20 protein-coding genes and 1 tRNA gene are annotated in these 19,125 nt (G+C 66.9%); 5 read left to right on the forward strand and 16 right to left on the reverse strand.

What is annotated here, in order from left to right; all coding sequences use genetic code 11:
• Positions 1–43: 43 nt before the first annotated feature.
• Complete coding sequence (gene hrcA / locus NH8B_RS13880) at positions 44–1,063, reverse strand: heat-inducible transcriptional repressor HrcA (protein ID WP_041703554.1); 1,020 nt, start codon at positions 1,061–1,063, stop codon at positions 44–46.
• A 174-nt stretch (positions 1,064–1,237) separates the two neighbouring features.
• Between hrcA and recA the strand changes: the two genes are divergently transcribed.
• The 4 genes from recA to alaS all read left to right on the forward strand — a co-directional run bounded on the left by recA (position 1,238) and on the right by alaS (position 5,934).
• Positions 1,238–2,293: a recombinase RecA gene (gene recA / locus NH8B_RS13885; protein WP_014087862.1), complete on the forward strand. Its 1,056-nt coding sequence runs from the start codon at positions 1,238–1,240 to the stop codon at positions 2,291–2,293.
• A gap of 8 nt (positions 2,294–2,301) precedes the next feature.
• On the forward strand, positions 2,302–2,757 hold the full coding sequence (gene recX, locus NH8B_RS13890; RefSeq protein ID WP_014087863.1) for a recombination regulator RecX: 456 nt from the start codon (positions 2,302–2,304) through the stop codon (positions 2,755–2,757).
• Between the two features lie 4 nt (positions 2,758–2,761).
• Positions 2,762–3,220 (forward strand): SRPBCC domain-containing protein, encoded by a 459-nt coding sequence (locus NH8B_RS13895; protein ID WP_014087864.1) that lies wholly within the window; start codon positions 2,762–2,764, stop codon positions 3,218–3,220.
• Between the two features lie 80 nt (positions 3,221–3,300).
• Positions 3,301–5,934: an alanine--tRNA ligase gene (gene alaS / locus NH8B_RS13900; protein WP_014087865.1), complete on the forward strand. Its 2,634-nt coding sequence runs from the start codon at positions 3,301–3,303 to the stop codon at positions 5,932–5,934.
• A gap of 113 nt (positions 5,935–6,047) precedes the next feature.
• On the opposite strand, the gene NH8B_RS13905 is transcribed toward alaS, so the two are convergent.
• A complete protein-coding gene (locus NH8B_RS13905; protein WP_014087866.1) occupies positions 6,048–6,980 on the reverse strand; it encodes a DMT family transporter in 933 nt (310 codons plus the stop codon).
• A gap of 192 nt (positions 6,981–7,172) precedes the next feature.
• Between NH8B_RS13905 and NH8B_RS13910 the strand changes: the two genes are divergently transcribed.
• Positions 7,173–8,081, forward strand: coding sequence for a LysR substrate-binding domain-containing protein (locus NH8B_RS13910; RefSeq protein ID WP_014087867.1), 909 nt, complete (start codon positions 7,173–7,175; stop codon positions 8,079–8,081).
• Here the strand turns inward: NH8B_RS13910 and crcB are convergent.
• From crcB to flgB, 14 genes are all read right to left on the reverse strand, one after another.
• Complete coding sequence (gene crcB / locus NH8B_RS13915) at positions 8,073–8,456, reverse strand: fluoride efflux transporter CrcB (RefSeq protein ID WP_014087868.1); 384 nt, start codon at positions 8,454–8,456, stop codon at positions 8,073–8,075. The genes NH8B_RS13910 and crcB overlap by 9 nt on opposite strands.
• Before the next feature lie 310 nt (positions 8,457–8,766).
• A tRNA-Asn gene (locus NH8B_RS13920) sits at positions 8,767–8,842 on the reverse strand.
• 376 nt (positions 8,843–9,218) lie between these two features.
• Positions 9,219–10,256: a hypothetical protein gene (locus tag NH8B_RS13925; protein WP_014087870.1), complete on the reverse strand. Its 1,038-nt coding sequence runs from the start codon at positions 10,254–10,256 to the stop codon at positions 9,219–9,221.
• A 13-nt stretch (positions 10,257–10,269) separates the two neighbouring features.
• Entirely contained in the window at positions 10,270–11,181 is a 912-nt protein-coding gene (gene flgL / locus NH8B_RS13930) for a flagellar hook-associated protein FlgL (protein WP_014087871.1), read from the reverse strand.
• A gap of 10 nt (positions 11,182–11,191) precedes the next feature.
• On the reverse strand, positions 11,192–12,565 hold the full coding sequence (flgK, locus tag NH8B_RS13935) for a flagellar hook-associated protein FlgK (RefSeq protein WP_014087872.1): 1,374 nt from the start codon (positions 12,563–12,565) through the stop codon (positions 11,192–11,194).
• Positions 12,566–12,575: 10 nt separating this feature from the next.
• Complete coding sequence (locus NH8B_RS13940; protein ID WP_014087873.1) at positions 12,576–13,028, reverse strand: flagellar protein FlgJ; 453 nt, start codon at positions 13,026–13,028, stop codon at positions 12,576–12,578.
• 12 nt (positions 13,029–13,040) lie between these two features.
• Entirely contained in the window at positions 13,041–14,147 is a 1,107-nt protein-coding gene (locus tag NH8B_RS13945; RefSeq protein ID WP_014087874.1) for a flagellar basal body P-ring protein FlgI, read from the reverse strand.
• 8 nt (positions 14,148–14,155) lie between these two features.
• Positions 14,156–14,803, reverse strand: a complete 648-nt coding sequence (flgH, locus tag NH8B_RS13950) for a flagellar basal body L-ring protein FlgH (RefSeq protein WP_014087875.1) — start codon at positions 14,801–14,803, stop codon at positions 14,156–14,158.
• The gene (gene flgG / locus NH8B_RS13955; RefSeq protein WP_014087876.1) at positions 14,800–15,588 is read right to left on the reverse strand and encodes a flagellar basal-body rod protein FlgG; all 789 of its coding nucleotides are present in this window, start codon (positions 15,586–15,588) and stop codon (positions 14,800–14,802) included. The genes flgH and flgG overlap by 4 nt, the downstream gene beginning before the upstream one ends.
• Before the next feature lie 18 nt (positions 15,589–15,606).
• Positions 15,607–16,332 carry a flagellar basal body rod protein FlgF gene (locus NH8B_RS13960; RefSeq protein ID WP_008954404.1) on the reverse strand — a complete coding sequence of 242 codons (726 nt, stop codon included), beginning with the start codon at positions 16,330–16,332 and terminating at the stop codon, positions 15,607–15,609.
• A gap of 3 nt (positions 16,333–16,335) precedes the next feature.
• Positions 16,336–17,535: a flagellar hook protein FlgE gene (locus tag NH8B_RS13965; protein WP_014087877.1), complete on the reverse strand. Its 1,200-nt coding sequence runs from the start codon at positions 17,533–17,535 to the stop codon at positions 16,336–16,338.
• A gap of 12 nt (positions 17,536–17,547) precedes the next feature.
• A complete protein-coding gene (locus NH8B_RS13970; protein ID WP_014087878.1) occupies positions 17,548–18,228 on the reverse strand; it encodes a flagellar hook capping FlgD N-terminal domain-containing protein in 681 nt (226 codons plus the stop codon).
• Positions 18,228–18,650 (reverse strand): flagellar basal body rod protein FlgC, encoded by a 423-nt coding sequence (flgC, locus tag NH8B_RS13975; protein WP_008954401.1) that lies wholly within the window; start codon positions 18,648–18,650, stop codon positions 18,228–18,230. The genes NH8B_RS13970 and flgC overlap by 1 nt, the downstream gene beginning before the upstream one ends.
• A gap of 6 nt (positions 18,651–18,656) precedes the next feature.
• Positions 18,657–19,013, reverse strand: a complete 357-nt coding sequence (gene flgB, locus NH8B_RS13980) for a flagellar basal body rod protein FlgB (RefSeq protein ID WP_008954400.1) — start codon at positions 19,011–19,013, stop codon at positions 18,657–18,659.
• Positions 19,014–19,125 lie beyond the last annotated feature (112 nt).

Raw genomic sequence — 19,125 nt, forward strand, 5'->3', positions numbered from 1 at the left:
GTTCCGGTAAGGCATCCGCCGGCACCACGCCGACCGACTGGGTTTATTGATAGGACAGCGCGCTCGACACCAGGCGCGAGGTAATGTCCACGATGGGAATGACGCGCTCGTAGGCCATGCGGGTCGGGCCCACCACGCCGAGCGTGCCCACCACCTGGCCGTTGATGCAGTAGGGCGCGGTCACGATCGAGCACTCGCCCAGCGTCACCACCCCCGACTCCTCGCCGATGAAAATATTGACCCCCTGCGCGTTGCGGCTCTGGTTGAGCAGCTCCAGCAGCTCGGTTTTGCGCTCGAAGGTCTCGAACAGCTCGCGCAACCGCGTCAGGTCGTCGGAGAGATCGCTGACGTTCAGCAGGTTGGTACCGCCGGCGATCACCACCGAGGCCGGCGCGTCGCTCATCGCGCTCTGACCGAAGCGGATCGCCGCCGCCATCAGCTCGGTGATATCCCCCTTGAGCTGGTGCAGCTCGCTCTCCATGCGCTGCGCGATGCTGGTCAAGCCCTGACCGGCGTAGTGCTGGTTGAGGAAGTTGGCAGCCTCGATCAGCTCGGTCGGCGAGTAGTCGCGCGACGGATTGAGCAGGTGATTCTGCACGTCGCCGTCCATGGTCACCACGATCAGCAGGATGCGCCGCTCCGACAGACGCAGGAACTCGACCTGGCGGAACGCCACGTCGAGACGCTGCGGGGTGATCACCACGCCGGCGAAATGGGTGAGATCGGACAGCAGCGACGAGGCCGACTGGGCGATGCGCTGCGGGCTGTCCGGCTGCAGGCTGTGCTCCAGCTCGTGCAGCGTGCCCTCTTCCAGCGGCCGGATGGTCAGCATCCGGTCGACGAACAGGCGGTAGCCCTTGGCGGTCGGTATACGGCCGGCCGAGGTGTGCGGCGAGGCAACCAGACCCATCTCTTCGAGATCGGCCAGCACGTTGCGAATCGAGGCCGGGGACAGGTCCAGCCCCGCCACCATGGCCAGCGTGCGGGAACCGACCGGCTGCCCGTCGGCGATGTAGCGCTCGACCAGAGCTTTCAGCAGGCGTTGCGCGCGTTCGTTCAGCATGCCAATCATTTTACACGTCCCCCGTGGAGTGAGAAGTGGCTGCATTCCCCGGCATTTCAAGCGCCTCCCGGCAGATCGCGCTTGGCCGGCGCGCGCATGCCCGCGTTTGAGCGCCATGGGCTTTGTGCGATAATCCGGCGGTACGTTTTATCAAACCCGATTTTTGGAGACAGCATGGCGGAGCGTTCCGAAGACAAGAGCAAGGCCCTGGCCGCGGCCCTTGCCCAGATTGAGAAGCAGTTCGGCAAGGGTTCGATCATGCGCATGAGCGACAACCAGATCACCGAAAATCTGCAGGTGATCAGCACCGGCTCGCTCGGTCTCGATCTGGCGCTGGGCGTGGGCGGCCTGCCGCGCGGTCGCGTGGTGGAAATCTACGGCCCGGAATCGTCCGGCAAGACCACGCTGTGTCTGCAGGTGGTGGCCGAAGCGCAGAAACTGGGCGGCACCTGCGCCTACATCGATGCGGAAAACGCGCTCGACCCGACCTACGCCCAGAAACTCGGCGTCAACGTCGAAGACCTGCTGATCTCGCAGCCGGACACCGGCGAACAGGCGCTGGAAATCTGTGACATGCTGGTGCGTTCCAGCGGCGTCGACGTGATCGTGGTCGACTCGGTGGCGGCCCTGGTGCCGAAGGCCGAAATCGAAGGCGAAATGGGCGACAACCACGTCGGCCTGCACGCCCGCCTGATGAGCCAGGCGCTGCGCAAGCTGACCGGCAACATCAAGCGCACCAACACCCTGGTGATCTTCATCAACCAGATCCGCATGAAGATCGGCGTGATGTTCGGCAGCCCGGAGACCACCACCGGCGGCAACGCGCTGAAGTTCTACGCCTCGGTGCGCCTCGACATCCGTCGTATCGGCGGCATCAAGAAGGGCGAGGAAATCATCGGCAACGAGACCCGCGTCAAAGTGGTCAAGAACAAGGTGTCGCCGCCGTTCCGCCAGGCCGGCTTCGACATCCTGTACGGCGAAGGCATCTCGCGCGAGGGCGAAATCGTCGAGCTGGGCGTGGAGCATGGCTTCGTCGAGAAATCCGGCGCCTGGTACAGCTACAACGGCCAGAAGATCGGCCAGGGCAAGGACAACACCCGTCTGTGGCTGAAGGACAACCCGGCCATCGCGCGCGAGATCGAAGGCAAGATCCGCGAGGCGGTCGGCATCAATGTCGCCATCACCGAAGGCCAGCCGGAAGAGGAAGAGCTGGCTGACGGCATGTTCTGATCCGGCGCATGACGAAAAACCTGAAAGCGCGGGCCGTCGACCTCCTCTCCCGGCGCGAATATTCGCGCCGGGAACTGGAGCGGCGGCTCGCGCCGTTTGCCGAGAGCGCAGAACAGCTGGCCGCCCTGCTCGACGAGCTGGCGGCCAACGGCTGGCAATCCGACCACCGTTTTGCCGAGCAGTTTGCCGACGTCAAGGGCCGCAAGTACGGCAGCCGCCGCATCGCCCAGGCGATGCGAGAAAAAGGGCTGGACCGGGAAGCAATCGAGACGGCGCTGGCGCAGCAGGACGACACGGCCGTGGCGCTCTCGCTGTGGCAGCGCAAGTTCGGCACGCCGCCCACCACGCCCCAGGACAAGATGAAGCAAATGCGGTTTCTCGCCACGCGTGGCTTCCCGATGGACGTGATCCGCCGGGTGCTACAAGGAACGGTGGACGAGGACTTTACCGACGCGGAGGATTAGGGCGATGCCAATCAAGACCATCGACAGCCGTATCGACATCCAGGCCAGCCCCGACCAGATCTGGCAGGTGCTCACCGACTGGCCCAGCTATCCGTACTGGAACCCGTTCATCGTCGGCCTGCACGGCAAGCTGCAGCGCGGTGCGCGGCTGTGCGTCACGGTGCATCCGCCGCAGGCGCGGCGCATGACCTTCCGCCCCACCCTGATCGAGCTCGAACCGGGCCTCAAGCTGGTCTGGCGCGGCACCTTGCTGGCCCAGCCGCTGTTTTGCGGCGTGCACGCCTTTGAACTGGAGGTGCTGGATGCCGGCACCACCCGGCTGTACCAGCGCGAGACCTTCCAGGGCCTGTTGACCCCGCTGTTTTCCGAAACCCTGCTCAACCACACCCGAAACGGCTTCGTCGGCATGAACGAAGCCGTCAAGAAGCGGGCCGAAACCCTTGCCAGCACCGGGACGGCTTGACACAATCGAGCCATGCTCGATGTAGTGCGCCGCAACAACCCGGTTGGCGGCCCGTCTTAGACCCTGACGAAACAATATTTATGAAAACCTCTGAAATTCGCCAGAAGTTTCTGGACTTTTTTGCCTCCAAGGGCCATCAGGTCGTGCCTTCCAGCAGCCTGATCCCCGGCAACGACCCGACCCTGATGTTCACCGTGGCCGGCATGGTCCAGTTCAAGGACGTGTTCCTCGGCTTCGAGAAGCGCGACTACACCCGCGCCACCACCAGCCAGAAATGCCTGCGTGCCGGCGGCAAGCACAACGACCTGGAGAACGTCGGCTATACCGCGCGCCACCACACCTTCTTCGAGATGCTGGGCAACTTCAGCTTCGGCGACTACTTCAAGCACGATGCCATCACCTACGCCTGGGAGTTTCTGACCGGCGAGCAGTGGCTGGCCCTGCCGAAGGAAAAGCTGATGGTCACGGTGTACGCCAGCGACGACGAGGCCTTCGACATCTGGCACAAGACCGTCGGCCTGCCGGTGGAAAAGATCGTGCGCATCGGCGACAACAAGGGGGCGGCGTACGCCTCCGACAACTTCTGGACCATGGGCGACACCGGCCCGTGCGGCCCGTGCACCGAGATTTTCTATGACCACGGCGAGGAAGTCGCCGGCGGCCCTCCGGGCAGCCCGGACGAGGACGGCGACCGCTTCATGGAAATCTGGAACAACGTGTTCATGCAGTTCAACCGCGACGAGACCGGCACGCTGCACCCGCTGCCGAAGCCGTCGGTGGATACCGGCATGGGCCTGGAGCGCCTCTCCACCGTGCTGCAGCACGTGAAGTCCAACTACGAAACCGACGGCCTCGCCTGCCTGGTGCGCGCCGCCGCGCGTGAAACCGGCGTCGAGTACAGCCAGAACGTGCCGTCGCTGAAGGTGATCGCCGACCACATCCGCGCCTGCAGCTTCATGATCGCCGACGGCATCCTGCCGTCCAACGAAGGTCGCGGCTACGTGCTGCGCCGCATTGCCCGCCGCGCCATCCGTCACGGCTACAAGCTGGGCCAGAAGGGCCTGTTCTTCCACAAGATCGTGGCCGACCTGGTGGAAGAAATGGGCGGAGCCTACCCGGAACTACGCCAGCAGCAGGCCCACATCGAAGACAACCTGCGCGCCGAGGAAGTCCGCTTCGCCGAGACCCTGGAACACGGCATGGCGCTGGTCGATGCCGCGCTGCAGGGTGGCAAGGCCCGGATGGACGGCGACACCATCTTCAAGCTGTATGACACCTTCGGCTTCCCGGTCGACCTGACCGCCGACATCTGCCGCGAGCGTAATATCGAGGTGGACATGGAGGGCTTCGAGCACGCGATGAACGCCCAGCGTGAACGCGCGCGTGCCGCCTCCAGCTTCAAGATGACCGGCAACCTGGAGTACGCGGGTGCCGACACCCGCTTCCACGGCTACGAAACCGCCAGCGTCGACGCCAAGGTGCTGGCGCTGTTCAAGGGCAACACCCCGGTCGAGCAGTTGGCCGAAGGCGAAGAAGGCGTGGTGGTGCTGGACGACACCGCGTTCTACGCCGAGGGCGGCGGCCAGGTCGGCGATTGCGGCGAAATTTCGGTGAGCGGCGGCGTCGGCGCGCTGTTCGACGTGACCGACACCCAGAAGATCAAGGCCGCCACCTTCGGCCACAGCGGCCGCGTGGTGCGCGGTGCGCTGCACGTCGGCGACACGGTGCAGGCCACCATCGATCTGCACAAGCGCCTCGCCACCGCGCGCAACCACTCCGCCACCCACCTTCTGCACGCGGCCTTGCGTCACGTGCTGGGCGGCCACGTGGCACAGAAGGGTTCGCTGGTGAACGCCGAGCGCACCCGCTTCGACTTCGCCCACGGCGAGCCGGTGTCGGCCGCGCAGATCGCCGAGATCGAGCGCGTGGTGAACCGCATCGTGCTGCACAACGTCGAGGTATCGGCCAACGTGATGGCCTACGACGACGCCATCCGCGCCGGAGCCATTGCACTGTTCGGCGAGAAGTACGGTGACGAGGTGCGCGTACTGAAGATGGGCGAATTCTCCACCGAACTGTGCGGCGGCACCCACGTCAAGCGCACCGGCGACATCGGCTTCTTCAAGATCGTGGCGGAAGGCGGCGTGGCCGCCGGCGTGCGCCGCATCGAGGCGGTGACCGGCGAAGGCGCCGTGGCCTACGCCCAGCAGCAGGAAAGCCTGGTGAAGGAAGCGGCCGGCGCGCTGAAGGCGCAGACCAGCGAGGAAGTGGTCGGCAAGATCGGCAGCCTGCAGGACAACCTGAAGGCGCTGGAGAAGGAGCTGTCGCGCCTCAAGGCCAAGCTGGCCGCCTCGGCCGGCGACACCCTGGCCGACAGCGCGGTCGAGATCGGCGGCATCAAGGTGCTGGCTGCCGAGCTGGAAGGCGCCGACAACACCGCGCTGCGCGAGACCCTGGACAAGCTCAAGGACAAGCTCAAGTCAGCCGCCATCGTGCTGGCCGCCAAGGGCGACGGCAAGGTCTCGCTGGTGGCCGGCGTCACCGCCGACCTGACCGGCAAGATCAAGGCCGGCGAACTGGTCAACTTCGTCGCCCAGCAGGTGGGCGGCAAGGGCGGCGGGCGTCCCGACATGGCCCAAGCCGGCGGCACCCAGCCCGAGAAGCTGGCCGAGGCACTGGCCGGCGTCAACGCCTGGGTGAGCGGCAAGCTGTAAGCCACCCCGAACGCGCCCCGCGCAGCCAGGACAAAGCCGCATGGAATTCCATGCGGCTTTTTCATGCCCAGCTACCGGTCTTCGGCCAACCTTTTCCCGTCACGGCCGCCCGCTCACTTGCTGCGCCCGACCACCCCCACCCCGCCGATCACCAGCGCCGCGCCCAGCACCTGCACCCCGGTCAGGCTCTCGCCGAGGACCAGCCAGCCCATCGCCATGGTCAATACCGGCCCCAGCGTGCCGACCGAGGCCGCCTTGCCGGCGCCGAGCTGGCGGATCGCGACGTTGAGGCACCACACCGGCAGCACCGTGCTGAACACCCCCATGGCGAACCCGATCAGGTACACCGGCATGGGCAGAAGCAGCGCCGTCAGCGGCGTGGTCACGGCAAAGTGGACGAACACCGCCAGGCACGCCACCAGTGTCGCCAGCGCGGCGAAACGGGTGGCACCGATGCGGGCGATCGCCTCCCCCGAGCCGACCAGGTACAGGGCATAGCTCACGGTACTGGCAACGACCCAGGCCAGGCCGATCAGCGCCTGACTGCCCAGCCCGGCGTCGCGCAGATCCTGCACGAAAGCGAGGGCGATGCCGAGATAGGCCAGCCCGACCCCCAGCCACACCTTGGCCGGGTAGCGCTTGCCCAGCCACAGCACCGAGATGAACAACACCAGCGTCGGGTAGAGAAACAGCGTGAGCCGCTCCAGCGCCGCCGAGACGTATTGCAGGCCGATGAAATCCAGCAGACTGGAGAGGTAGTAGCCCAGCAAGCCCAGCAGCGCCAGTTGCTGCCAGTCGCGCCGCTCCAGACGGCGCGCGCCGCCGGCCACGCCGCTGCGCCACGCCATCAGCAAGAAGAACGGCAGGGCGAATGCCATGCGCAACACCAGCAGGGCTTCGGCGCCGGCGCCGTAGCGATATCCCAGCTTGACGAACACCGCCTTGGCGGAAAACCCCAGCGCCGCCAACAGGGCCATCACCACCCCTTTGTTTTTCGCGAAGGCGATACGGCCAGCCAGCGGCAGCGGTTTCTGTGCTTCGATCATGTCAGTTTCCTTGTTTTCGGCCTATTATGGCGGGAAGCGCCGGCACGCCGTTATATTGTTGGCGTAGCCAGACTTCTCCAAACACGAAGGCAGGCTCAACGGCGGGGTTTGTTTTCCCGGGACCTGCTCGCCTGCTGCAGCCGTGGCGCGCCGGTCAATCCGCGCCCCTCCCCTCTGTGGAAACCCCGTGCCATGCGACTCGACTTCATCGACCTGAAACTGTTCACCGCCCTGGCCGAGAGCGGCAGCCTGACCGAGGCCGCCGAACGCTTCCCGATGGCGCTCTCCGCCGCCAGCCAGCGCCTGAAAAAGCTGGAAGACCTGTACGGGGTGCAGCTGGTGGAACGCCACTCGCGCGGCATCGCCCTCACCCACGCCGGCGACGTGCTGCTGCATCACGCCCGGCGTCTCTTGCTGGGCTCCGAGCAGCTGAACGGCGACATGGGGCGGCTCAGCCAGGGCGTGCGGCGGGAAATCCGGCTGATGGCCAACAGCGTCGCCAGCAACGAATTCCTGCCGGACCTGCTGGGCCGCTTTCTGGCGGCGCAGCCCGAACTGGATGTCGTGCTGGCCGAGCGCCCGAGCCGCGACATCGTCACGGCGATCGAAGACGGCGAGGCCGATATCGGCATCCTGGACGGCAGCCTGGGGGTGGAACGGCTGCCCTTGCTGCCGTTTGCACGCGACCGCCTGGTGGTGATTTGCGGCCCCGCGCACCCGCTCCACGGCACGGCTTCGGTCGCGTTCGCCACCTTGCTCGATCACGCCTTCGTCGGCCTGACCGAAACCAGCGCCATGCAAGGCTTCGTGGAAAGCATGGCGCGGCGCAAGGGCAAGGCGCTACGCCTGCGGCTGCGCGTTTCCAGCTTCGCCGCCGTGGCCACTTTGGTGGGACGCAACGCCGGGCTGGCCATCCTGCCGGCCCGCTCGGCGCGGAGTCTGGCCCAGAGTCATGCGCTGCACGTGGTGGAATTGACCGATCCGTGGGCGATACGCGAACTGCAGCTGTGCGTGAAAGATATCGACAGCCTGCCGGCGCAGGCGCGGCTGCTGCTGGACGCCCTGCTCAGCGCCGATCACGGCGAGCCGGCGTCAGACTAGCGAGCGCAGCCACGCGTAGCTGTAGAGGCCCAGCAGGGTCATCAGCAGCGAGCCCATCACGTGCGCCAGGATGGCCGCCACCGCCCAGCCCAAACGCCCCTGCTGCAACAACTCCACCACCTCGGCCGAGAACGTCGAAAAGGTGGTCAGGCCGCCCAGGAAGCCGGTTATCAGCAACAGGCGCCACTCCGGCGGCAGGGTCGCATGCTGCGCCAAGACGGCGATGATGAAGCCGATCAGGTAGCCTCCCAGCAGGTTGGCGCACAGCGTGCCGAGCGGCAGCGACGGCAGCAGCGCGTTCAGGCGCAGGCCCAGCATCCAGCGCAACAAGGCGCCGCTCGAAGCACCGGCACAGATGGCGAGAATCTTGGTCATGGGCGAGTGTGGCGAGAGGAGTGTCATAAAGCATTGTTGTACAGGCGCTCCGCCATCACAACCACCGCGGCGCCGTGGCCCGCCGAGCCAGGCCTGCCATCCCTCACGGCCGACGGCGCACCAGCGGCACGCCCAGCCGTTTGTCCCGGACAGTGGGGTTGCCGGTGAGGCGGTCGTGTCGTTCGCTCGGAAAGAACCAGCTGGCGATGGGGATGGTGTCGCCTCGCAGGCGGGCGCGGAGGGGTTGGGCAGGCAGACACCTGCCGGAAATGCAAAAAGCCAGCACGATGTGCTGGCTTTCATGAAACTTTGGCTCCCCGAGCAGGGCTCGAACCTGCGACCTGCGGATTAACAGTCCGTCGCTCTACCAACTGAGCTATCAGGGAACATCTAAAGAGAAAGCGATTATATTGACCGAAAATCCACCCGTCAAGCGATCTCGCATTGTTTTTATCTCAAACCACCCGGACGGCAGCGACAGGCACCGTCTGGCTTCTTCTGCACGGCCCCAGGTTGGGGGGGCGGATCATCGCGGTAGGCGCCGCGCCACCCTGCAAGCCTTGCAGGCGGCGGCGCTCCGCGTAGAGCCTGTTCACGATCTTTTTACGAGCGCCGCGGTCCCGGCAAACAACCCGATAGGAGGCGGACGAGCCGGCCTTGGCATTGCAAGGCCAAGCCGGCCAACGACGTCGTTGGCCGTTTGCCGGACCCGCCGGTGTGGCCGGGCGCGGCCGCCGCCGCAAAAAGAACGTGAACGGGTTGTTACAGCGCCAGCAGCGAGACGACGCGATAGCGGCTCACGCCCAGCAGGGCCGGGATGACGCCGAGGAAGGAGCGGTAGTCGCCGGCCTGGTTCAGGCGCGCGTTGAAATCGGCCACGAACTCCTGCGCCCAGCTCTGCTCGCCCATGCGCGACAGTTGGTCGATGGCGTCACGCGCCTGGTCGATGGCGCTGGCGATGGCACTGTGTGCCTGGCGCAGCTGCGACAGGGCGCTTACCACGCGCTGCAGGGTCTGGCGCACGTGGGCATGGTCGTTCACCTGCCACTCGCCGGTTGCCAGCCGCTCCGGTTCGGCCTCGGTCTTGACGCGCTGCGGCTGGCCGGAGGGGAAGCGGACGCCGCCGCCGCGTACCGCGAGGCGGTCGCGGATGGCCGGCCAGGCCGCCTCGTCCACCGAGAAGCCGAGCTGGCCGTCGTCGTTGATGGCCGCGCGGATGCCTGACGGTGCCAGGGCGCGATTGAGGCGGCGCATGATCTCGTCTTCGCTGACGTCGCCGCCGACGTTGAACGACATCGCGGCGGTGCCGCGCTCGCCGCTGAACAGCGCCAGCGTTTCCGCGGGCCCGCTGCGCAGGCTGTCGAGGTCCATGCCGCGTACCGTGAAGTCTTGCCGGGCGTCGGCCGCCAGATGAAAGCGCAGCTTACCGTCGACGCTGCCGCCGCTTTGGGCATGGCGCTGCGCCAGGGTCGTGGCGAAGCGGCCGATGCGGGCCTCCAGCCCTTCCCGGTCGATGCGGCGCTGGGCGAGCTGCTGGCTGAGGTCGGTCTTGAGCTGCTCCAGCTGGCCCGCCAGGCCGTCGACGAAGCCCAGGGCGCGTTGCGCGGCGGTGAGCTGCTCGTTGAGCTGGCTGCTGTAGCGCCAGCCGCTGGCGGCCGTGGTGCCGGCCACGGCCGATTCGGCCGGGGCTGGCGGCGTGCTGCGCAGATCGGTGGCCGCCGGCGCCGGCGGCACGCCGCCGGGGCTGTTGCGACGCGTGCGGCTGCTGGCGGAGTCCAGCGAGGAAATCAGGGAATTCATGGTGAAAGCGGCCTCAGATCACGTCGAACAGGCTGAGCGCGCTGATCTTGCCGTAGGCTTTCTGGCTGGCCTGCACCGCCAGCAGGTAGCTGTTCATGTTGATCGACGCCTCGGCGTAGTCGAGGTTGCCGAGGTTGGCGATGCTCTGCTGGTTGGCCAGGCTGACGTTGCTGTGGTTGTCGTCCATCATCTGCAGGGTATTCTGCGCCCCGCCCAGCTGGGCGATCTTGACGCCGATGGCCTTGAGCGCGGTATCGGTGCCGTCGAGGGTCTGGCGTACGGTCTGGCCCACGCTCGGGTTGCCCGGGTCGAGCGTCGGGCTTTGCAGGGTGTCGATGGTCTGGTCGAGCTGGTTGAGGAAGGCGGCCATGTCTTCCAGCGTGACGTTGGCGGGCTGGGTGACGCCGTGCCCGATCACCACCTGCTGGCGGTCGGTGTTGCCGCTGAAGCTGTAGCGGCTGCCGGCGGGCTGCGTGTTGTCGACGGCGATGGTCTGGGTGGCGCTGGCGGAGCCGGAAAACAGGTAGCGGCCTTCCTGGTCCTTGGTATTGGCGGCGTAGAACAGGCTGTCGCGCAGGTTGGCGAGCGAGCTCGACATGGCGCGCAGGTCGTCCGCGGTATTGCCGCCGTCGGCGGCCCACACCAGCAGGTCGCGCGCCTGCATCATGTCCTTGCTCATGCCGTCGAGGTAGGACTCGTTCATCGACAGCCGCGAGCGCAACGCGGCGATGTTGTCGCGGTACTGGGTCAACGCCGCCTCTTCGCGCTGCAGGCGCAACAGCCGCACGCTGGCGACCGGGTCGTCGGACGGCACCAGCAGGCGGTCGCCGGAGGACATCTGTTGCTGCAGGTCGGCGAGCCGGCTGTTGGCCGACTGCATGGCGGCGCTCATCGAGGCCTGGAACTGGTTACTGGCTACGCGCATGGTGGCTTCCTCAGAAAATCGCCAGGGTGCTGTCGAACAGCTGGTTGGCGACGGCGATGACTTTCATGTTGGCCTGGTACATCTTCTGGAACTCGACCAGGTTGATCGCTTCTTCATCGCTGTTGACGCCGCTGGTCGACTTCCAGTTCTTCTCGGCCTCGCCGCGTACCACCGAGGCGGTCTCCAGCCCGGCCTTGTTCTGCTGGCTGTCGATGGCGAGGTGGCCTGTGAGCTGGGCGTAGGCATCGCTGATGGTGACGTTGCCGAGCCCGGTCATGGCGACGGTCTGGTCCTTGATGGCGATCAGCGCCAGCAGGTTGTCGCTGTTGGCGGGCTTGGCGGGATCGCTGGAGAAGCCCAGCTGGTCGGCCTGGATGGCGCTGACCTGGAGCATGCCGCTGGTGCTGGCCGCATCGAAGACGAACAGCGCCGCGCCGGCTTGGCCGTTGAGGTCGAAACCGCTGGCAAGCTGGGCGTTGGTGCGCGTCGCCAGTTCGCCGGCCAGGGTGCGTACCGCGTCGGTCATCGGCTGCAGCACCGCGCTCTGGTACTGGTTGAGACCGCCCAGCTGGCCGCCCAGGTTGTCGTTGGGCAGCGTGAAGCGCTCCTTGGCGAACTGCAGCGTCATGGTCTGCGTACCGTTGACGTTGCCCTGCGCGGCGAGCGTGGCGGCGGTATTGCCGATCACCAGCGGCTGCCCGCCGCGCAGCGTGACGCTGAGGCTGCCGTCCGGCTGCTGGCTGACGCGCACGTCGACCAGCGCGGCCAGCGCGTCGATCTGGCGGTCGCGCTCGTCGAGCAGGCCGGAGGCGTTGGTGCCGACGGCGTCGGCCTCCGCCACCTTGGCGTTGAGTGCGGCGATGGACTGGGTGATGGTATTGATCTGCGCCAGCGTGGCGCTGCGCTGCTCGTTGAGCGAGGCCTGCTGCGTGGCGAACACACCGTTGAGATTGTTGAAGCGGCGCGCCAGCGCGTCCGCCTCGCTGATCACCTGCTGGCGCAAGGGCACCGAGCTGGGCTCGACGCTGGCGGCGTTGAGCGCACTGTAGAACTTGTCGAGGCCGCCCGACAGGCTGGTGCCGTCGCTGCCCATGACCTGCTCCAGCTGGGCGAAGTACGGCTGCGCCGCCGCCAGCTCGCCCTGCCCCGCCGCCGCCTGCCACATCTGCAGGTTCTTGTAGCTGTCGCTGAAGCGGCGGATGGCGGTGACGTCGACGCCCATGCCGGCGCCGAGACGGTCGCCCGCGCCCGGCACCAGGGTCGACAGCAGCACGCCCTGGCGCGAATAGCCGGGGGTCATTTCGTTGGAAAGGTTCTGGCTGACCGTGTTGAGCGCGGCCTGGGCGGCGATCGCGCCGGACAGCGCGTTCTGGATCATGCGCATGGCGGGCTGGCTATCTGTGGTTCAGTGGAAAAAACGGCGTGGCGAAGGCGGCCAGGCCGGCGCCCGTCTCGGGCGCCTTCTGGGAAACAGAGGCGACCCCGGCGGCGTTTTCCTTAAGCGCATTATTGCCATTGACCGTTTCGCCGGGCAGCAGCTGCGCCAGGATGACGTTGGCGATGCCGAACACGCGTTGCCGGGCGATCTGGCCGGCCACCGCGGTGTCGGCAAAGTCGAGCAGGTCGCTGTTGATGGACTGGGCGAAGATGCTGTCCTCGCCGGCCATGGCGCGCGTGGTCTTGCGCATCTGCCCCAGCATTTCGTGGACGAACAGCGCCTCGAATTCTTCGGCAGCCTTGCCGACCTTCTTGCGGTACTCGGCCGAGGGCGGCTGCACCGGGGTCTCGAGGTTGGCAGAAGAACCCTCGGCGCCGCTGCCGGCCTTCTTCACGTCGGTGCTCAGCATGCTCGCTCCTCCTCAGATCACCACCAGCTCGCCATCCAGCGCACCGGCCTGATCCAGCGCCTGCAGGATGGCCATGATGTCGTCCGGCGTGGCGCCGGTGCTGTTGATGGTGTCGATGATGGTTTGCAGCTTGGCGCCCGCCGGCCACTTGAACATGCGGCCCTGGTCCTGCTGCACGCTGACGTCCGATTGCGGCGTGACCACGGTGTTGCCGCGCCCGAACGGATTGGGCTGGCTCACCTGCGAGCTCTCGGCGATCACCACGCGCAGGTTGCCGTGCGACACCGCGGCGGGGCGTACCGTCACCCCCTGGCTGATCACCACGGTGCCGGTGCGCGAATTGAATATCACGCGCGGCGTCTCCTCGCCCACCCCGATGTTGAGCTTCTCCAGCCGGGCGACGAAGGCCACGCGCGCGGTCGGGTCCGGCGGCGCCAGCACCTCGACCGAGGTGGCGTCGCGCGTGCTGGCGATGCGGCCGTAGCGCTGGTTGATGGTGTTGACGATGTTGGTGGCGGTCTCGAAATTGGGCCGCTTGAGGCTCAGGCGCACCGACGGCCCGCTCTCGAAGTCGGACGGGATTTCGCGCTCGATCGAGGCGCCGTTGGGGATGCGCCCCGAGGTCGGGGTGTTCACCGTGACGCTGGAGCCGCTCTTGCCCTGCGCCGACAGACCGCCGATCACCAGGTTGCCCTGCGCCAGCGCGTACACCTCGCCGTCGGCGGCGCGCAAGGGCGTCAGCAGCAGCGTGCCGCCGCGCAGGCTCTTGGCGTCGCCCAGCGACGACACCGTGACGTCGATGGTCTGGCCGTGCCGGTAACCGGGCGGCAGGCTGGCGCTGACCATCACCGCCGCCACGTTCTTGACCTTGGTGCTGCTGCCCTCGGGCTGCTTGATGCCGAACTGCTTGAGCAGGTTGCTCACCGACTGGCCGGAGAACTTCACCTGCGAGTTGTCGCCGGTGCCGTCCAGGCCGACCACGATGCCGTAGCCGATCAGTTGGTTTTCGCGGATGCCTTCGACGCTGACCAGGTTGCGCAGCAGCTGGGCGCCGGCGTTGAGCGGCAACAGGCCGGCCACCAGCACCAGCATCAGGCGGGAAAGGTAACGGTAGGGCATGAGGTCTCTCAGAACGGCATCCATGGGCTGGTGAAGAAGCGTGTCAGCCAGCCCGGGGCGTTGGCGTCGCTCAGGACGCCCCGGCCGGAGTAGGCGATGCGGGCGTTGGCGATGCGCTGCGACGACACGCGGTTGTCGGTGTCGATGTCGTCGACGCGGACGTAGCCCGCCAGCTGCAGGTACTCCTCGCCCTGGTTGAGGGTGAGCTGCTTCTCGCCCTTCACCAGCAACAGGCCGTTGGGCAGCACTTGGTGCACGATCACGCTGAGCGCGCCGGACAAGGCGTTCTGCTGGGTGGACGAGGACGAGCCGTCGAAGGTGCGGTCGGCGTCAATGCCGACCTTGGTGTTGATGGTCTTGCTGCCGAGGATGGTGGGCTGGATGCTGGCGCCCGACTTCTTGTCGAGCAGGGTGCCGGCCTTCTTGCTGGCTTGGGTGGTCTCTTCCAGCACCACGGTCAGGGCGTCGCCGACGCGGTAGGCGCGGCTGTCGGTGACCAGCGACCAGGCGCCGCCGGCGGTGTACACGCCGCCACCGATGCCGCGCGCCGCCGACTTCGGCGGCAGCGGCGGCTCGAACTCGGCACGCGGCGGCGGCAGGGTCTGGGTGCAGCCGGCCAGCAGCAGCGTGGCCAGTACGAGCGCCGTCCGCTTCATCGCACCGACTGCGCCAGGTACTGCATCATGTTGTCGGCGGCGGACAGCACCTTGGTATTCATCTCGTAGGTGCGCTGCGCCGCGATCATGTCCACCATCTCTTCCACCACCTGCACGTTGGAGCCCTCCAGCGCGCCCTGCTTGAGCTTGCCCAGCGCGTCGCTGCCGGGATTGCCGACGGTGGGCGTGCCGCTGGCGGTGGTTTCCTGGAACAGGTTGTCGCCCAGCGCCAGCAGCCCGGTCGGGTTGACGAAGTTGGCCAGCGTCAGCTGGCCGATCTCGGTCTGCGCGGTGGAGCCGGACTGGGTGATCGACACCGTGCCGGTTTCGCCGATGCTGACCGAGGTCGCCGTGGCCGGTACCGTGATGGCGGGCACGATGGGCAGGCCCTGCGCGTTCACCAGCTGGCCGTCGGCGTTGACCTGCAACTGGCCGGCGCGGGTATAGCCGGTTTCGCCGTTGGACATCTGCACCTGCAGGAAGCCCTGGCCGACGATGGCCACGTCCAGCGCCTGGCCGGTGGTGGTGATGCTGCCGCTGGTGAACACCTTCTGCGTGCCCAGGAGGCGCGTGCCGTTGCCCAGCTGCACCCCGGACGGCGAGGCGTTGTTAGCGTCGACGCGGGCGCCGGGCTGGCGCTCGACCTGGTAGAACAGGTCCTCGAACACCATGCGGTCGCGCTTGAAGCCGACCGTGTTGACGTTGGCCAGGTTGTTGGCGATGGCGCCCAGGCGCGCGTCTTGCGCCTGGATGCCGGTTTTACTGATCCACAATGCCGGATTCATGCCCTACCCCTCGGTTGCCTAACCGCGCACCAGGCGGTTACCGGCCTCGACCATGTCGTTGGCCGCGTTGAACATCTTCATCTGCATCTCGAAGCCACGATTGAGCGACATGGTGGCGATCATCTCCTCCACCGCCGACACGTTGCTCTGCTCCAGGTGCTCGCCCTGCACCCGCACCGTCTCGTCCGCCGGCAGCGTGTTGCCGAGGCGGCTGACGATCAGGCCGTTCTCGTCCTTGGAGAGCTCTTCCGGCGCCGGCTTGACCAGCTTCAGCCGATCGACAACCTGCATTGCCGTCTCTCCCGGCGGCTGGATCGAAATCGTGCCGTCGCCCGCCACCGCGACGCGCACGTAGGGCGGCAGCACGATCGGGCCGCCGTCGCCCAGCACCGGCCGGCCGTTGACGGTGAGCGCGCCGTTGGCGTCGACGCTGAAGTTGCCGGCGCGGGTGTAGGCTTCGCCGCTGCCGACGGCGACGGCGAGAAAGCCGTCGCCCTGCAGCGCCACGTCGAGGTCGCGCCCGGTCTCCACCACGGTGCCGGCGCGATGGTCGACGGCGTTCGGTTCGGCGCGCGTCATGTGGCGGGCGTCGTAACCGTAGCCGCGTACCGCCTGGCTGCTGGCCACCTCGATATCGGCGCGGAAACCGTTGGTCTGGGCGTTGGCCAGGTTGTTGGCGTGCACCTGCTGCGCCTTGAGGGTGCGGTCGGCCCCGCTCATGATGGTGTAGATCAGCGCGTCCATGTCTTACACCGCCTGCATCAGCGCCTGAATCACCTGGCCCTCGGTCGAGATCACCTTGGTGTTGGCCTGGTAGTTGCGCTGCGCGCTCATCAGGTTGACCAGCTCGGCGGTCATGTCGACGTTGGATTGCTCCAGCGAGCCGGCGCTGAGCGTGCCGGCGAGACCGCTGCCGGGCGCCGAGAGCAGCGCGGTGCCGGAGGCCGGCGAGTCCACCCAGCTGGTGGCGGACACCGGGATCAGGCCATCCTCGTTGGGGAAGTTGGCCAGCGCGATGGTGCCGACCGCCTGCTTCTGGCCGTTGCTGTAGGTGGCGAGGATGTCGCCGTTGTCCTGCAGGCTGACCCCGGTGAGCGCGCCGGAGGCGTAACCGTTGCCGCTGTTGACGGTGGTGGTGGTATCGCCGGCGAACTGGGTGGTGCCGGTGTAGTCGAGCTTGACGGACAAGGCCGCGGCGCCCGTCGGGGTGCCCAGCGCGAGCGTGGCGCCGCCGCTGGCCAGCGCCGACGAGGTCAGCGCGCCGTTGCTGTCGAAGGCCAGGTCGGCGGTGTCGGCGAGCACGCTGCCGTCGAGGCCGAAATGCACCGTCACGTCGTTGGTGCCGTTCTTGACGAAGTACTGGGTCAGGGTGTGCTTCTCCCCCAGCGAGTCGTACACGGTGGAAACGCTGGAGCCGTTGAAGGTGGTCGGGTCGGCCGGGTCGAAGGCCGTCGCCGGCGTGGTCCAGCCAGACGACAGGTTGCCGACGTATTGCAGGGTGTCGCTGGCCTTGGCCGCGATCTGCCCGGTGGGCACCGTGATGTCGCCCAGCGCGCCGCGGGCACCGCCGCTGGCGCCGCTGACGGCGGCGTAGCCCTGGACATGGCGGCCGAAGCTGTCGACCAGCACGCCGTCCTTGTCGGTGTTGAAGATGCCGACGCGGGTGTAGGCGACGCTGCCGGCATTGTCGCGGGTGACGAAGAAGCCGCGGCCCTGGATCGCGGCGTCCAGCGCGCGCCCGGTGGTGACGGTGCCGCCGCTGCGGCCGATGCTCTGCGTGTTGGAGGCGACCTCGACCCCGGTGGCCTGGGTGCCGGCGTAGGTAGCAGAGAAGTTGGCGCGGCTCGACTTGAAGCCGTAGGTGCCGGAGTTGGCGATGTTGTTGCTGATGCTGCCGAGCTGGGAGTTGACCGCGTTGATGCCGGACAGGGCGATTTCAAGACTCATGGAAGACTCCGCTTACGAGACGCTGGACGAGGTGTTCCCCAGCAGGCGGGAAACCGAAGAGGCCGGGACATCCCCCAGCCCGGAAAGGGTGAGCATGGGCTCGCCGCCCTGCACCGGCAGGCGCACGCCCTGGACCACGGCGGCCAGCTCCAGCAGCGGCGTGGCGCGCGAGGCGGTGGTCACCGACAGCGCGTAGTTGCCGGCGGCAAGGCCGTAGTCGGCCGGGTTGACGCTGAACGCGACCTCGCCCGCCGGCTGGGCGCCCAGGTCGATCGGGTGCAGCTTGCCGTCGGCGCCGGTGAGCTGCAGCGTGACCTGGTTTTCCGCGCCGGACAGGGTGAGGCGGCCGGAGAGTGGCGTGCCGTCGAGCTGCACGGTGTTGCTCTGCACCAGCACGCTGTTGCCGACCTGGTTGCCCAAGCCCAGCCCCTGCAGCTCGCGCAGCAGTACGGCGTTGTCTTTCAGTTGCGACAGCATGCCGAGCGAGGTCTGCATCTGGTTCATCTGCACCAGCTGGTTGACGAACTGCGACGGGTCGGCCGGGTCGAGCGGGTTCTGGTTCTTGATCTGCGCCATCAGCAGCGTCATGAACATGTCCGAGCCACTGCTCTGCGACTGGCCGTTGCTGGCGACCGGGGCTGTGCCCTGGCTCGATGCGGTGCTGTCGTTCAACAGCGAATTGCTGACAGTCATCAGCCTTCTCCCAGTTTGAGCAGGTCCTGCTGCATGGTTTTCACCCGCGCCAGCACTTCCACGTTGGTCTGGAAGGCGCGTGAGGCGGACATCATGTCGGTCATCTCCTCGACCGGATTGACGTTGGGGTAGAACACGTTGCCGTCGGCGTCGGCGAGCGGGTTGGACGGCTCGTGCACCTTGCGCAGCGGGCTGTCGCTCTTCACCACGTCGAGTACCTGCACGCTGGCGCCCTGCCAGGCGCCGTCGCTGTCGGCGCCCCGGTACACGGTGGCGAACACCGGCTTGCGCGCGCGAAACGCCGCGCCCTCCGAACCGGAGGCCGATTCGGCGTTGGCGAGGTTGCTGGCGACGGTATTGAGACGCACGGTCTGGGCCGTCATGGCCGAACCGGCGATGCGGGAAATATCCCTGAATGCCATGGTGGATTACCCTGCGATGACTTTGGCCAGGCCCTTGTACTGCATGTTGAGGAAGGTCAGGCTGGTCTGAAATTCGGAGACGTTCTGCGAGAACTCGGCTTGCTCGACGCCGAGCTCGACGGTATTGCCGTCGCGCGACGGGTGGTTGGGGACGCGGTAGAGCAGACCACCGGACGAATCGTCGAGCGGAAAATCAGCTTCATCGGCGGCGGCGGCCAGCGCCGAACGGAAATCGACGTCGCGCGCCTGGTAGCCCGGCGTGGTTTCGTTGGCGATGTTGGATGCCAGGACCTTGGTGCGTTCCGCCCGCAGCTTGAGCGCCTCCGGGTGGATATCCAGCGCCTTGTCGAAATGTATGCCCATTGCCACGCCCGATTCGGTTCAATACCATTGAAAAACAGAGCTATGCTAATAGCCGCCTTACTTGAAAGGCGATACTAATAACTGGCCATCCCGACGTACATGTAATAATTAC

The organism is Pseudogulbenkiania sp. NH8B (assembly GCF_000283535.1).
Lineage (GTDB): Bacteria > Pseudomonadota > Gammaproteobacteria > Burkholderiales > Chromobacteriaceae > Pseudogulbenkiania > Pseudogulbenkiania ferrooxidans.